Source organism: Neisseria sp. HMSC70E02 (assembly GCF_001838645.1).
GTDB classification, from domain to species: domain Bacteria; phylum Pseudomonadota; class Gammaproteobacteria; order Burkholderiales; family Neisseriaceae; genus Neisseria; species Neisseria macacae.
In genome coordinates this window covers 31,053-44,965 of record NZ_KV838113.1, presented here as the reverse complement: position 1 = coordinate 44,965, position 13,913 = coordinate 31,053, and the positions used below count along the sequence as shown (strand labels likewise).

The following is a 13,913-nucleotide window of genomic DNA, read 5'->3' as shown; positions in this document are numbered from 1 at the left end:
CCTTGTCCTGATTTAAATTTAATCCACTATAGGAAGGTAAGGTCGGGTATGGCGTTTTCTTTTTACTGGAAGGGTCGTCTGAAATTTTTCAGACGACCTTTTTGTCTTTGGTTTTAAAGATAATGTTTTAAAACGCTTACGGATTTTCACCATACGGGGAAATTTTCGTCACGCGCCGGCGTTTTTGGTGCAGGGGGCGGGTTTGTTCCGGCTGGAAAATGTAATCGAAAGGACGAATTTGCAGCGTCTGCCACAGGCAGTCCAGGTTGCGGGTGGCGGCGGCGCGGGTTTGTTCTGTGTCGGGCGTGAGGAAAATATGCAGGGCTTTGCCGTGTTGCTCGACGCGGTATTCTTGGATGAGGTCGTCTGAAATCATGGCGCGGCGGATGAAGTCGGCGTAGAGGGCGTAAGGTTCGCCGTTTGCCGTGCGTGCGTCGAGGATGTCGTCGCAGCGTCCTTCGATGGCGCTGATGCGGGCGAATGCGCTGCCGCAGGGGCAGGGGGCGTCGTTGGCAATCAAAACGTCGTCGAGGCGGTAGCGGATGACGGGTTGGCTTTTGCGGTTGAAGTCGGTAATGATGGGGGCGAAGCGGCCGCTTTCGCGGTCTATCCAGTCTTTTTCGATATAGACCATGTCTTCGTTCAGATGCAGGTTGCCGTAGGCGCAGGTGTGGGCGAGGAAGCCTTCGGTGCATTGGTAGATTTGGTGAACCTGTGTTCCGAAGCGTTGCTCGATGCGGGTTTTGACTTGCGGTTCCAAGACTTCGGCAACGGAGATGATTTTTTTGGGGCGTATGGCGAGGTCGGGATGCTGGGCAAGCTGCTGCAACACTTGGGCGGGGGCGATGAGGATGGTGGGCTTTTGCGCGTTGAGCCTTGGGATGTGCGCGTCCAAGGCTTCGAGCAGGTCGTAAAACTCAAAGCGTATCAGCGGGCTTTTAACGGCGGTGTAGAGGTTGCTGTTGGCACGCAGGAAGAAGGCAATGCTGTGGCGGGCGAGGTAGGGGCGGGGCAGCATGCGTTTGAGCATATAGCCTGCCCAAAGGGCGGACTCTTCGGGGGAAACGAGGAAAATACCCCTGTTGCCGCTGGTGCCGGAGGAAAGCCCGACGGTGATTTCTTTGCCCGAGGTCGTCTGAAAAACGGGGCTGAAGTCGCGGCTTTCTTCGGCTTTGAGGGCGACGGAGAGGGCGTCTTTTTCGCTGATGCCGTAGGTGTTGATGTCGGCGAAATGCTGCATGAAGATGCGTTTGTTGATAACGGGGTAGTCTTGCAGCTTGGCGCTGTGGGGGTAGAAGCGGCTGTTGTGGTTTGTTAAAAGGCGGTCAAGCTGTTTTTGCTGGTGTGCTTCAAGGGCGGCGCGTTCCGTGTAGTTTCGGGTGTGGAAAAAGGATTTGAGGATTTGCCATTTTGAAGGTTTCATGGTGTGTTCTTTTGTGCAGTTGAGGGGCTTTGTTCGTCGGGTTTCAGACGACCTGTTTTAATCCAAGCCTTCCATACCCAAACGGCGCAGGGTGGGTTCGCAATGGCTGGGAACGAGGATAATTTCGCGGTTGCGGCGGTGGAGGTGTTGCAGGCGGTCTATGGTGGCTTGGACGGCGTTGCGGTTTTGCGCGATAAGGCCGGTAAGGGGGTTGGGGCGGCGGTTGTGGCTGATGGTCGCAAACCGCCAAACGGCGTCGGCAATCAGGAAAAATTCTCCGGCTATCAGCCCGTATTGTCCGGCGGCATGGCCGGGCAGGGCGACGGCAATCAAATCGGCACTGATGCGGTAGCCTTGTTCAAACGGGTAAAACGCTTCGTCAAGGCGGACTTCGGGCATATCTTCGATAAAGCGGGCGCGCTGCGGCAGGTCTTGGGGCAGCAGCTCGCGCAGGAAGCCTTGTTTGACTTCGATGATGCGGTTGGTCAGGCTTTCGGGTTTGTCGGTACGGTAAACAAAATCGTAGGCGGCGCGGGAAAGGATGATTTCTGCGTCGGGGAAGTCTTTGAGGCCGGCAATATGGTCGGCGTGCAGGTGGGACAGGAAGATTTGGTTGATGTCGTGCGCGGCATCGCCCAAACGCTCGCGTATGGTCGGTTGGCTGAGGGTGACGGGCGTGGTCAGCGCGTAAAATTTCTCGGGAAATCGGCGGCAGGCTTGGAAAAAGCGGGGCGCGTAGCCGGTATCGAACAGCAGGTTGCCGCCTTGGTGGGTGATGTGGGCGGTCATGGCGGGAAAGGCGGCTTTACGCAGGCTGCCGCCCCGTTCGACCATACATTCGGGATGGGTGCAGTAGCCGGTGTGGTAGAAACGGATGTCCATAGCTTCAGCCTTTCAGGGAACGGGCGTATTGCCGCAGTCCGTCGGCAATGCTGATTTGGGGTTCGTAGCCGAGCAGCGAACGGGCGCGGCTGATGTCTAGGGTTTGGTCGAAGGAAATCGTGCCTATGCTGTAACGGGTGACGAGGGGTTCGCGAAAGGAACGGGTCAGCCGCGCCTGCGTTTCCAGTAGGCGGGCAACGCTGTCAATCAGGCGGTAGGAGACGGGTTTCAGACGACATCCCAGATGCAGGGTATCGATGATTTGTCGGTAGAGTGCGGCGATGGTCTGCGGCTCGCCGTTGGTGATGTTGAACGGCATGGCGCGGGGCACATCGGCTTCAGCTGCCAACAGAAGGGCATGGACGACGTTGCCGACGTAGGTAACGTCCACTAATGCGCCGCCTGCTTCGCGGCCGCTGCGCCGAATCAGCGGCAGAAAGCCTTTTTCGGAGATTTTGAGCAGGCGCGGCAGGACGGCGGTATCGTATTCGCCGAAAATGCCGCGCGGACGGATGATGACGCTGGAGAGGTCGGTGGCGGCGGCAACTTCTTGTTCGGCAAGGAATTTGGTGTAAGCGTAGTCGTTGACGAAGTGGCGGCTGATAAAGGTTTCGGGGACTTTGTGCTGGTCGAGGTAGTCGAAATAGATGCTGGGCGTGGAAACGTGTACCAGCTTGCCGATATGGTGCTGCCGCATCGCCGCTAAGACGTTTTGCGTGGCGGTCACATTGGCGCGGTAAAAATCTTCATAACGCCCCCACGGCGAGGACAGCGCGGCGCAATGGAACACGATATCGGCATCGGAAAACGCCTTCAGGGTCTGATTGCGGTCGGACAAATCGAAGGCGTGAAATTCGGTATCCAGCATTTTGCCGATTTCGGCATTGCGCCCGCAGGCGGCTACCTGCCAGTCTTGGGCAAGCAGCGTCTGCACAAGGTTGCGCCCCAGTCCGCCGGTCGCGCCGGTGACAATGGCCTTTTTCATGGTTTTTCCCAAACCAAGGCGCCCAAGCCCACGCCTGCGGATGTGCCAAACAGCAAAACTTTATCGCCGGATCGGACGGGGAAGTCGGTCAGCAGGTGGTGCAGCGCGGAGGGGATGGAGGCGGAGATTTGGTTGCCGTGGGTATTGAAAATATCGACGATTTTGGCAGGATCGAGTTTCAGACGACTGATGATGTGTTGCAAAGCGCCGCGGCTTGCCTGATGCGGAACGATCCAGTCTATGTCTGCCAACGTCAAATCCGCCTGCGCCAATGTTTCATCCAAGAAGCCGGGTATGGCTTCGGCGGCAAGTTTGTAGAGCTTTTTGCCGTTCATGTGGAAATACGCTTGGGAGACATAGCTTTCGGGATGTTTGGATGGGTGGTTTTCATAGCCGCCCGCGGGAATGGTGCAGAATTCGTAGCCTTCGGGATGTACCTCGAATTTGCTTGTCAGTACGCCGCCGCGTTCAGACGACCTGATGACCGCCGCCGCCGCGCCGTCGCCGAAAATGGTCGAACTGTGAAAATCGTTCCAGTCCAAGCCGACAGAGGCGACATCGCAGCTGATCAATAAAATGGTGGGATATTTGTGTAACAGCGAATCCGCCAAATCCAAGCTGCGTAAGAACGACAAACAGGTCATGTTGACGTCGAATGCGGCAATCGGGCGCGCGGGATTCAGCAGCCGTAATGTATGCGCGGCGTTGAAGGGAATGCATTGACGGTCGATGCCCGAAGCGTTGATGACGCAATCCACATCGTCAATCGTGATGCCTGCCGCCGCCAGCGCATTTTTTGCGGCTTGAAGCTGCATCGCATCGGCAGATTCGTCGTCCGCCAGAAAGTAGCGTTGCGCCAAGCCGCTGAGTTTTTCGGTGCGGCCTTCTTTGATGCCGAGCAGGGCGTCGATTTCGGTGGAAGGGACCAGCCGCGAAGGCAGTCCTTTGCCTGTGCCGATGATGTTGAGACGGAGGGATGGGTTCGGATGAATCGTTTGCATAATATATCCGCTAGTGAGTAATACTTCAGCATAGTATTAATATTTTGTCATTGTCAACGTTTATATCCGCGGCCAACTCAAAAAAAGGCCGTCTGAAAACCTGTAAACGGCTTTTCAGACGACGTTGCCAATATCTCTGTAAAACTGATTATCAGCCCATCAGCCAAACCACCAAATGCACCATGCTCGGCCCGATGATGACCATAAACAGCCCCGCCAAAATCATGGTCAGGCTCGCCATCACGCCTTCGGTTTCGTGGCGTTGTCCGGCGCGGGAAGTGCCGAAGCCGTGGGCGGCGTTGCCCAGTGCGACACCGTTGGCGGTGTGGAAGCGGATGCGGGTGAACGCTAAAAACAAATCGCCGAATATCATGCCGACGAAGCCGGTGATGATGGTGAACAGCGACACCAGCGACGCCGAACCGTGGATTTCACTTGCCAACACGACGGCAAACGGCGTGGAAATCGAGCGTGCCATCAGGCTGTTGGTGACTTCACTGTCGAAGTGGAACATATTGCCCATCAAAAACGCGCTGGCCACGCCGACGAACATGCCGACCAAAATCGCTATCGACAGGATGGGAAGCTGGCGGCGGATGACTTCGCGGTTTTCATAAATCGGAATGGCGAAAGCGACCGTTACCGGCGTGAGCAGGAAAACGATGCCTTGCGTGTATTTGTGGTAAGTGTCGTAGGAAATGCCCAAAAGCAGCATCAGGACGATGGTACTGACCGAAACGGTCACGACGGGCGAGAAAATCATCAGCGGTTTTTTACGGTAGATTTTTTTCGCCACAAAATAGGCGAAGCAGGTCCAAGCGAAGCAGGCGAGCGCGGCGTAATCCATTTTTGTTCCCCATTAGGCATGCAGTTTTTTATACAGGCGGCGTTTCCAGCGGTAGCAGAAATTCAGCGTCAACGCCGTGCTGATCATCACCAGCGCGGTGCCGACCGCAATCGTCAGCACCAGCCGCCAACCTTCGGAAAGAAGCAAATCGCGGTATTGCAATACGGAAACCATAATCGGAATAAAGAAAAACACCAGCTCGCCCAACACCCATTTCGCGCCGCGCTCGACCATACCGGTTTTAATCACGCCCAAACCCAGCAGCGCAAGCATCAAAAACAGCCCCAATACGCCCGAAGAAACAGGCAGATGGGCAAAGCGCACCATCAAATCCGACACCAGCCACACCAAGCCGACCACGGCAAGCTGCAAGGTCGTCTGAAAAAATCGCGTCAGCGTATTCATAAGGTTTATCCATCCGTAATCCGAAACGAAGGCTTGATTATAAGGACGCGGTTTGCGCATAATATGAATTATCTGCACCAAAATCATGCCCAAGAGGAATAATGGACTTCAAAAGCCTGCACTGTTTCGCCGAACTCGTGCGCCTGCAAAGTTTTTCCGCCGCCGCATCCGCGCTCAACCTGACCCAGCCCACCGTCAGCAAAATCATACAGGCATTGGAAGAAGAGCTGGGCGTGCCGCTGTTGGTTAAAGAAAACGGCCGCAAAAAACGCCAAGTCGCCACCACGCCCATCGGCGAAGAAGTGTACCGCCACGCGCTGAACCTCCTGCACGAACGCGACCTGCTGCTCGCCCGCATCGACGGTTACCGCCACATCAAAAGTGGCACGCTGCGGCTGGGTTTGGCACTGCTCGGCAGCGACCTGCTCAGTAACGCCCTGTTCCGCTTCCGCCGCCAATGGCCCGGCATCGAACTGACCTTCCTCGAACAAGGTTCGCTCGCCATCGAACAATCCTTGCGCAACAACGAACTCGACGCCGGACAACTGCTCGCCCCCGTCCACGAAGACTTCGACAGCATCCCCCTGTGCGACTACCCGCTCGTCGTCCTCATGCCGCGCACCCAAGCCCGCCATGCCGCCCTCAGCCTCAAAAGCCTGCAACACGAACCGTTTATCCTGTTCGGCTCAGGGTTTTCCCTTAACGAAACCATCCAAACCGCCTGCCGCAGCCAAGGCTTCACCCCCAACGTCGTCTGCCGCACCGGACAATGGGACCTGCTCGCCGACATGGTGGCGCACCATATGGGCATCGCCCTTCTGCCCGAATACTACGCCCGCAAAATCAACCCCGACACCTTCGCCGCCGTCCCGCTGACCGAACCCGAAATCCGCTGGCAACTGACCATGGCGTGGAAAAAGCACCAGCGTCCCACCCCCGCGCTCAGGGCTTGGCTCGACATCGTCAGGGAAGAGTTCAGGAAATAGAAAAAGGTCGTCTGAAAACTTTTCAGACGACCTTTTTATCAACTGTAAATCTCAGCCCCTTTCTTCACAAACTCGACCGCTTTTTCCTCCATGCCCTGCCGCTGGGCTTTTTGCTTGTCAGCGTAGTCGCGCACTTCCTGCGTGATTTTCATCGAGCAGAATTTGGGGCCGCACATTGAGCAGAAGTGGGCGATTTTCGCGCCCTCGGCGGGCAGGGTTTCGTCGTGGAAGCTTTCGGCGCGTTCGGGGTCGAGGCTGAGGCGGAATTGGTCGCGCCAGCGGAATTCGAAACGCGCCTTGCTCAGGGCGTTGTCGCGCAACTGCGCACCCGGCCAGCCTTTGGCGAGGTCGGCGGCGTGGGCGGCGAGTTTGTAGGTGATGATGCCGGTGCGCACGTCTTCTTTGTCGGGCAGGCCGAGATGCTCTTTCGGGGTAACGTAGCAGAGCATGGCTGTGCCGTACCAGCCGATGTTGGTCGCGCCTATGCCCGATGTGATGTGGTCGTAGCCGGGGGCGATGTCGGTAACGAGCGGGCCGAGTGTGTAGAAAGGCGCTTCAAAGCAGTGTTGCAGCTCTTCGGTCATGTTTTCTTTGACGCGTTGCAGCGGCACATGGCCGGGGCCTTCGATCATGACTTGTACGTCGTGTTTCCATGCTTTGTCGGTCAATTCGCCCAAGGTGTGCAATTCGGCGAACTGCGCTTCGTCGTTGGCATCGGCAATGCAGCCGGGGCGCAGGCCGTCGCCGAGGCTGAACGACACGTCGTAGGCTTTCATGATTTCGCAAATTTCGTCGAAATGCGTGTAGAGGAAGTTTTCCTGATGGTGGGCGAGACACCATTTCGCCATGATGGAACCGCCGCGCGATACGATGCCGGTGAGGCGGTTGGCGGTCATCGGCACATAACGCAGCAACACGCCCGCGTGTATGGTGAAATAGTCCACGCCTTGTTCCGCCTGCTCGATTAAGGTGTCGCGGAACAAATCCCAAGTCAAATCTTCGGCGATGCCGCCGGTTTTTTCCAAAGCCTGATAGATGGGCACGGTGCCGATGGGGACGGGCGCGTTGCGGATAATCCATTCGCGCGTCTCGTGGATGTGCGCGCCGGTGGACAAATCCATAATCGTGTCCGCGCCCCAACGCAGCGACCACACCATTTTTTCGACTTCTTCGGTCAGGCTGGAGGTTACGGCGGAATTGCCCAAGTTGCCGTTGATTTTGACGCGGAAGTTGCGGCCGATAATCATCGGCTCGAGTTCGGGGTGGTTGATGTTGGCGGGGATAATCGCGCGTCCGGCGGCGATTTCTCGGCGCACGAATTCGGGGGTGATTTGGTCGGGATGGGTCGGGATGTTCGCGCCGAAACTTTGCCCTGCGTGTTGTTTCAAGAGCTTGGCGTATTCAGGCCGTCTGAAAAGCTCGTCCAGCTTCATGCGTTCGCGTATGGCGGCAAACTCCATTTCGGGCGTGATGATGCCGCGGCGCGCATAGTGAAGCTGGGTTACGTTGCTGCCGCTTTTCGCACGGCGCGGGCGGGTGATTTGGTTGAAACGCAAATGGGCGGTTTGCGGGTCGTGTGCGCGTTCGATGCCGTATTCGCTGGAGAGCTTGGGCAGGATTTCGGTATCGCTGCGTTCGTCCAGCCATGCGGTGCGGACGTGCGGCAAACCTTGTTTCAGGTCGATGTGCGCCGCCGGATCGCCGTACACGCCACTGGTGTCATAGACGGGAATCGGCGGGTTGGCTTCCGTACCTTGCGCCGTGTAGGTGTCGTCCTGACGGATTTCGCGCAAAGGCACGCGGATGTCGCCGCGGCTGCCTTGCAGATACACGCGCTCCGAGTTCGGATATTTGAAGCGGATGCCGATGTCTTCGCTCAAGTCGGCAAGTTCGCGTGCTTCGTTGCCGGAAGTTTTGGCGGTTTTCTTTGGCGTAGTCATAAAAAATGCTCCTGTTTTCTCGTTTGAAAAGAAGAAACAGGAGTGTTTTGCTTTTTCAGACGACTTCAATATCAAAAAAGGCCGTCTGAAAGACAGAATCCGTGAAAACTCCCCACGCAGGTATTATCCCGATCGGGTGTAAAGGGTATTTCTCAGCCGCCTGAGTGTCAGGCAGCACCCCTGTTTCGTAAGAACAGAATTATAAACCACGATACGCATTTGTTGTAAATTAACTTCATATCAGCCTGAGTTTGAAAGGAAAGGACCGACGGCGGAAAGCACCCCCCATATCCTGCCGCCCCGTCAAATTTTTCATGATTTTAGGTATCGGTTGAGGGCTGATTTATCTATAATCTTTTTCCGTTTTTTATAACTATATACGTTGTCTGAAAATGTCTGAAGCCATTCAAAACCGCAAAATCAAATTCGCCTTGGTCGGCTGTGGCCGTATTTCCAACAACCATTTTGGCTCGTTTGAAGTATTGCAAGAAGATTGCGAACTCGTTGCCGTGTGCGACACCGATCCCGCCGCGCTTGAAGCGGCGGTCAAACGCACCGGTGCAAAAGCTTATGCCCGCTACGCGGAAATGCTGGCCGAAACCGATGCCGACGTAATCGTCATCACCACCCCGTCCGGCCTGCACCCCGAACAGGCAGTACAGGCATTGGAAGCCGGTTTTCACGTCGTTACCGAAAAACCGATGGCCACCCGCCTGCACGACGGTGAACGCATGGTCCAAGCCGCCGACAAAGCCGGCAAACGCCTGTTCGTGGTGAAACAAAACCGCCTGAACGCCACGCTGCAACTGCTCAAGCGCGCGGTAACGGAAAAACGCTTCGGCAAAATCTGCATGGTGCATTTGAATGTTTTTTGGACGCGCCCGCAGTCGTATTACGACCAAGGAGGCGGTTGGCGCGGCACTTGGAAGATGGACGGTGGCGCATTCATGAATCAGGCAAGCCACTACGTCGATTTGATGGAATGGCTCATCGGCCCGGTGGCGGAAGTGCAGGCGATGATTGCGACCCACCGCAAAATTGAAGCCGAAGACACGGGCGTGATGAACCTCCGTTGGCGCGACGGCACGCTCGGTTCGATGGCGGTAACCATGTGCACCTATCCGAAAAACCTCGAAGGCTCGATTACCATTTTGGGCGAAACCGGCACGGTGCGCATCGGCGGTATGGCGGTGAACGAAATTCAGGAATGGAATTTTGCCGACGAGCACGATTACGACGAGCAGGTCAAAACCGCCAATTACGAAACCACGTCGGTGTACGGTTTCGGGCATCCGCTGTATTATCAAAATGTTGTCGATGTATTGCGCGGCAAAGCCGAGCCTATTGTCGATGGACGCGAAGGCTTGAAATCGCTGGAGCTGATTAACGCCGCCTACCTTTCTGCACACAACCGTCAAACGGTTTCGATGCCGCTGGTGTTGCAATCTTTGCGAACGTTTGACCATTCTGATTGTCCGAAAGGAAGCCCCTTCCATACTCAATCAAAGGAATCATCATGATACTGACCCGCGAACAAGCCCTCGAAATTTTCAAACGCCGCGTTTCCGTCCGCTATTACGATCCCGCGCGCAAAATCAGTGCCGAAGATTTTGCTGCCGTCCTTGATTTCGGCCGCCTCTCGCCCAGCTCCGTTGGCTGCGAGCCGTGGCAGTTTGTGGTCGTACAGAACAAGGCATTGCGCGAAAAAATCAAACCCTTCGCTTGGGGGATGCAGGCTTCCATTTCGGATGCCAGCCACGTCGTTTTCCTATTGGCACGAAAACACGCCCGCTACGACAGCCCCGCTTTTGAAGAATTGATGGACAGACGCGGTCTGACCGCCGAAGAACGGGCGGGCGCATTTGAACGCTACCGCCGTTTCCAAACCCACGATATGCCCATCGCCGACGACGAACGCGCCCTGTTTGACTGGGCAAGCAAGCAAACCTACATCGCGCTGGGCAATATGCTTACCGGCGCAGCAATGCTCGGCATTGATTCTTGCGCCATCGAAGGCATGGAGTATGCCGCAGTGGAAAAAATCCTTGCCGAAGACGGATTGCTCGACCCTGAACATTACGGATTGTCCGTCGCCGCAACCTTCGGCTACCGTGTGCGCGACATTACCCCGAAACCGCGCCGCGATGCGTCGGAAACGGTAATTTGGGCGGAATAGGGCGCGTAGCCGGATTTCAATGAAATAGGTTGTCTGAAAGTGTTGTTTGACTTTGGTGAAGTGACACTTTCAGACGACCTTTTATTTGGCGGGATGATTTGAAAAACGGCGTTTATCCGTTGATGTCTTCCAGCGTCCTGCCTTTCGTTTCTTCGCCTAAAGCCAAAATCACCAATACAATCAGCATCATCACGCCGGCGAACATCATGAATATATTGCCGAATCCGCCGCTGCCGCCGACCATTTTGGCGACCACCATAGGCGCAAGAATGCCGCCCGCGCGTCCGATTGCGCCCGCCCAGCCGGAAGCGAAGGCACGGAAGCGGAGGGGGTAGAGTTCGGGCGTGTAGGTGTATAAAACGCCCCATGCACCGAGGTTGAAGAACGACATCAGGCTGCCCCATGCCATGACTTCGGCGGCGCTGCTGCTTTGCCCGAAAAACCACGCGCAGACGGCACAGGCGGCGAGAAAGCCCGCCAAAGTCGCTTTGCGCCCGATTTTTTCCACCAATGCCGCCGCCGCGATGTAGCCGGGCAGTTGCGCGACTATCATCACTAGCACATATTCAAAGGTTTTAACCACCGTATTGCCTTGTTCGACCAAGAGTTTCGGCAGCCAAGTAAAAATGCCGTAATAGGAAAAGACGATGCCGAACCAAACCAGCCACAGCATCAGCGTGCGCCGTGCGAAAGGCTGTTGCCATAGTTGTATGAAACGGATGCGCTGTTTTTCCTGTTGCGGCGGTGCTACGGCTGTTGCGGCGGGCGTCATTCCCGCTTCTTCTTCCAAGCGGCTGACCAGCCGGTGCGCCTCGTCCGTTTTGCCTTGCGAGAGCAGGTAGGGTACGGATTCGGGGATGAATTTCAACACCAGCGGGATATACACAATCGGCAGCGCGCCGATTAAAAACGCGCTGTGCCAGCCGAATTTGGGAATAAAGAAATAGGAAGCGAGTGCGGCGGCAAGCCAGCCCAGCCCCCAAAAACTTTCCAGCAACACGATAAAGCGTCCGCGTACTTTCGGCGGGGCGTATTCGCTGACTAATGACACTGCGACGGGGAGCTGCCCGCCCAATCCTACGCCGACGAAGAAGCGGAAAAATAAAAGCGCGGACAGGTTGGGTGCAAACGCACACAAACCCGTCGCCACGCTGTACACTGCCATCGTCCCGGCAAAAACGGTTTTCCTGCCGAAGCGGTCGGCAAACCAGCCGCTGATGACCGCTCCCAATGCCATGCCGACAAAGGAGATGCTGACAATCCAGCCCAATTGCGCAGGCGCAAGCGACCAGTCTTTGCCCAGCTCTGGCAGGATGAACGACACCAGCCCGGTATCCATCGCGTCAAACAGCCAGCCGATACCGACCAGCACCAAAAGCCTGTAATGAAACTTGCTCGGCGGCAAGTTTTGAAGGCGGGTAAGGATATCCATCGTATTTCCTTTGCGTTGCTTGTTTTGCTCTTGCAGTTTAACGCAGAGCCGCTCCTTTTCAAGGCTTGCCGCTTTGCACGCATCCGTCAGAATGCGGCAAACTTGTTATAGTGGAATTAACATAAATCAGGACAAGGCGACGAAGCCGTAGACAGTACAGATAGTACGGAACCGATTCACTTGGTGCTTCAGCACCTTAGAGAATCGTTCTCTTTGAGCTAAGGCGAGGCAACGCCGTACTGGTTTAAAGTTAATTCACTATAACAAAAAGGTCGTCTGAAAACCCGAAATCCGTTTTCAGACGACCCGTCTTTATTTTTTCCAATAAGCCGGCGTCAGCAAAATCAACACCGTAAAAATCTCCAAGCGGCCCAGCAGCATGACGGCCGAACACAGCCATTTCTGCACATCGCTCAATACCGCATAGCTGCCCGCCGGCCCGACTTCGCCCAAGCCCGGGCCCGCATTGGTAATACACGCGATAACGGCGGTGAAGGCGGAGATAAATTCCATCCCGCTTGCCATCAGCAAAAAGCTGAACACAATCGTCGTCATGAAATAAATCGAAATAAACGCCATCACCGTCAGCGCCATGCGGTCGGGAATCATGCGTCCGTTGACCTTGACCGTGCGCACCGCTTTCGGGTGCAGCAGAATCATCATCTCGCGCAGGCTGAATTTGAACAAGACCAACGCCCGCACGTTTTTAATGCCGCCCCCCATAGAGCCGGAGCTTGCCAACAGGTTAGACAGGAAAAACATCCACAGCGACACGATCAGCGGCCATTGCGCGAAATCCGTGTTGGAAAAACCGCTTGCCAGCCCGATGGAGACAAAGTTGAAGCTGACAAAACGCAGCGAATCCCCAAAGGTTGCATAAAAATCCTTCTGCCACAGATACACCGCCGACATCAAAATACTGCCCGCCAGCAGCACCAGCAGTACGCGGCATTCCTCGTCCTGCCAATAGGATTTGAGCGAACGTCGTGTCAGCGCCGTGAAATGCGTAGCGAAATTCACACCGCCCCAAAGCGTGAAAAACATAATCGCCCATTCAACGGTCAGCGAATCAAAATAAGCGATGCTGGCATCGTGTGTCGAAAAACCGCCCAGCGACACCGCCGACATCGCGTGACAAAGCGCGTCAAACCAGCTCATCCCCGCAAAATGCAGTGTCAGAAAAGCCGCCGCCGTCGTCATCGTGTAGAAGAACCAAAGCTTTTTTGCCACCTGCGAAATGCGCGGCGCCATCTTGCTTTCTTTGTCCATTCCCGGAATTTCAGCCTTGAAGAGCTGCGTTCCGCCCACGCCCAGCATCGGCAGAATCGCGACCGCCAGCACGATGATACCCATGCCGCCCAGCCAGTTGAGCATATGCCGCCAAAAATTCACCGACGGAGCCAGCGTGTCCAAGCTCGTCATGACCGTCGCGCCCGTCGTCGTCAGTCCGGACATCGCCTCAAAAAACGCATCGGTAAAACTGATGCCCGGAATGTGAATATAGATCGGCATCGCCGCCACCAGCGCAAACGCCAGCCACAACATCAAAACCAACGTAAACCCGTCGCGCGGGCGCAGCTCGCGGCGGAAATGGAAGGTCATCAACCAAACTGCGCAAGAAGTCAGCGTCGTTGCCAAAGCCGTGTAGGCAAACGCAGGAAACGCGTTGTCCAGAAAAAAATACGACATCAGCGTCGGTACTGCGAGCACCATTGAAAACAGCAGCCCCAGTCTGGACAAAACGTGGACAATAGGAAGGAACTTATACATATCAATCTTAAATAGGGGTCGTCTGAACGGCGTAATATAGTGGATTAACTTTAAACCAGTACGGCG

12 protein-coding genes and 1 riboswitch are annotated in these 13,913 nt (G+C 55.7%); of the genes, 3 read left to right on the top strand and 9 right to left on the bottom strand.

The genetic code is table 11. The features are described from left to right. Window positions 1-136: 136 nt before the first annotated feature. From HMPREF3277_RS10165 to HMPREF3277_RS10140, 6 genes are all read right to left on the bottom strand, one after another. Complete coding sequence (locus tag HMPREF3277_RS10165; RefSeq protein ID WP_070871035.1) at window positions 137-1,423, bottom strand: F390 synthetase-related protein; 1,287 nt, start codon at window positions 1,421-1,423, stop codon at window positions 137-139. A 57-nt stretch (window positions 1,424-1,480) separates the two neighbouring features. Further along, window positions 1,481-2,305, bottom strand: a complete 825-nt coding sequence (locus HMPREF3277_RS10160) for an MBL fold metallo-hydrolase (protein WP_003764034.1) — start codon at window positions 2,303-2,305, stop codon at window positions 1,481-1,483. A 4-nt stretch (window positions 2,306-2,309) separates the two neighbouring features. Next, window positions 2,310-3,290, bottom strand: coding sequence for an NAD-dependent epimerase/dehydratase family protein (locus tag HMPREF3277_RS10155; protein ID WP_070871034.1), 981 nt, complete (start codon window positions 3,288-3,290; stop codon window positions 2,310-2,312). Continuing rightward, complete coding sequence (locus HMPREF3277_RS10150; RefSeq protein WP_070871033.1) at window positions 3,287-4,291, bottom strand: 3-oxoacyl-[acyl-carrier-protein] synthase III C-terminal domain-containing protein; 1,005 nt, start codon at window positions 4,289-4,291, stop codon at window positions 3,287-3,289. Before HMPREF3277_RS10150 ends, HMPREF3277_RS10155 begins: the two co-directional genes overlap by 4 nt. A 151-nt stretch (window positions 4,292-4,442) precedes the next feature. Then, window positions 4,443-5,138 carry an LrgB family protein gene (locus tag HMPREF3277_RS10145; RefSeq protein WP_003760310.1) on the bottom strand — a complete coding sequence of 232 codons (696 nt, stop codon included), beginning with the start codon at window positions 5,136-5,138 and terminating at the stop codon, window positions 4,443-4,445. 12 nt (window positions 5,139-5,150) lie between these two features. Further along, entirely contained in the window at window positions 5,151-5,630 is a 480-nt protein-coding gene (locus tag HMPREF3277_RS10140; RefSeq protein WP_070871032.1) for a CidA/LrgA family protein, read from the bottom strand. A gap of 14 nt (window positions 5,631-5,644) precedes the next feature. On the opposite strand from HMPREF3277_RS10140, the gene HMPREF3277_RS10135 reads away from it, so the two are divergent. Next, window positions 5,645-6,529 (top strand): LysR family transcriptional regulator, encoded by an 885-nt coding sequence (locus HMPREF3277_RS10135; protein ID WP_070871031.1) that lies wholly within the window; start codon window positions 5,645-5,647, stop codon window positions 6,527-6,529. 38 nt (window positions 6,530-6,567) lie between these two features. On the opposite strand, the gene thiC is transcribed toward HMPREF3277_RS10135, so the two are convergent. Then, entirely contained in the window at window positions 6,568-8,469 is a 1,902-nt protein-coding gene (thiC, locus tag HMPREF3277_RS10130) for a phosphomethylpyrimidine synthase ThiC (protein WP_070871030.1), read from the bottom strand. 92 nt (window positions 8,470-8,561) lie between these two features. Further along, a riboswitch (TPP riboswitch) is annotated at window positions 8,562-8,661 on the bottom strand. Between the two features lie 200 nt (window positions 8,662-8,861). On the opposite strand from thiC, the gene HMPREF3277_RS10125 reads away from it, so the two are divergent. Both HMPREF3277_RS10125 and HMPREF3277_RS10120 read left to right on the top strand, forming a co-directional pair. Continuing rightward, window positions 8,862-9,989, top strand: coding sequence for a Gfo/Idh/MocA family protein (locus HMPREF3277_RS10125; RefSeq protein ID WP_070871029.1), 1,128 nt, complete (start codon window positions 8,862-8,864; stop codon window positions 9,987-9,989). Continuing rightward, window positions 9,986-10,645 carry an NAD(P)H-dependent oxidoreductase gene (locus HMPREF3277_RS10120; RefSeq protein ID WP_070871028.1) on the top strand — a complete coding sequence of 220 codons (660 nt, stop codon included), beginning with the start codon at window positions 9,986-9,988 and terminating at the stop codon, window positions 10,643-10,645. Before HMPREF3277_RS10125 ends, HMPREF3277_RS10120 begins: the two co-directional genes overlap by 4 nt. Window positions 10,646-10,757: 112 nt before the next feature. Here the strand turns inward: HMPREF3277_RS10120 and HMPREF3277_RS10115 are convergent, their stop codons facing one another. Further along, window positions 10,758-12,077 carry an MFS transporter gene (locus HMPREF3277_RS10115; RefSeq protein WP_070871027.1) on the bottom strand — a complete coding sequence of 440 codons (1,320 nt, stop codon included), beginning with the start codon at window positions 12,075-12,077 and terminating at the stop codon, window positions 10,758-10,760. Between the two features lie 312 nt (window positions 12,078-12,389). Further along, window positions 12,390-13,847 carry a TrkH family potassium uptake protein gene (locus HMPREF3277_RS10110; protein WP_003760257.1) on the bottom strand — a complete coding sequence of 486 codons (1,458 nt, stop codon included), beginning with the start codon at window positions 13,845-13,847 and terminating at the stop codon, window positions 12,390-12,392. Window positions 13,848-13,913: the final 66 nt, after the last annotated feature.

Coding starts and splice junctions, on each gene's coding strand:
- HMPREF3277_RS10125 (WP_070871029.1), top strand. CDS start 8,862: ATGTCTGAAGCCATTCAAAACCGCAAAATCAAATTCGCCTTGGTCGGC.
- HMPREF3277_RS10120 (WP_070871028.1), top strand. CDS start 9,986: ATGATACTGACCCGCGAACAAGCCCTCGAAATTTTCAAACGCCGCGTT.
- HMPREF3277_RS10110 (WP_003760257.1), bottom strand. CDS start 13,847: ATGTATAAGTTCCTTCCTATTGTCCACGTTTTGTCCAGACTGGGGCTG.
- HMPREF3277_RS10115 (WP_070871027.1), bottom strand. CDS start 12,077: ATGGATATCCTTACCCGCCTTCAAAACTTGCCGCCGAGCAAGTTTCAT.
- HMPREF3277_RS10165 (WP_070871035.1), bottom strand. CDS start 1,423: ATGAAACCTTCAAAATGGCAAATCCTCAAATCCTTTTTCCACACCCGA.
- HMPREF3277_RS10145 (WP_003760310.1), bottom strand. CDS start 5,138: ATGGATTACGCCGCGCTCGCCTGCTTCGCTTGGACCTGCTTCGCCTAT.
- thiC (WP_070871030.1), bottom strand. CDS start 8,469: ATGACTACGCCAAAGAAAACCGCCAAAACTTCCGGCAACGAAGCACGC.
- HMPREF3277_RS10150 (WP_070871033.1), bottom strand. CDS start 4,291: ATGCAAACGATTCATCCGAACCCATCCCTCCGTCTCAACATCATCGGC.
- HMPREF3277_RS10155 (WP_070871034.1), bottom strand. CDS start 3,290: ATGAAAAAGGCCATTGTCACCGGCGCGACCGGCGGACTGGGGCGCAAC.
- HMPREF3277_RS10140 (WP_070871032.1), bottom strand. CDS start 5,630: ATGATTTTGGTGCAGATAATTCATATTATGCGCAAACCGCGTCCTTAT.
- HMPREF3277_RS10135 (WP_070871031.1), top strand. CDS start 5,645: ATGGACTTCAAAAGCCTGCACTGTTTCGCCGAACTCGTGCGCCTGCAA.
- HMPREF3277_RS10160 (WP_003764034.1), bottom strand. CDS start 2,305: ATGGACATCCGTTTCTACCACACCGGCTACTGCACCCATCCCGAATGT.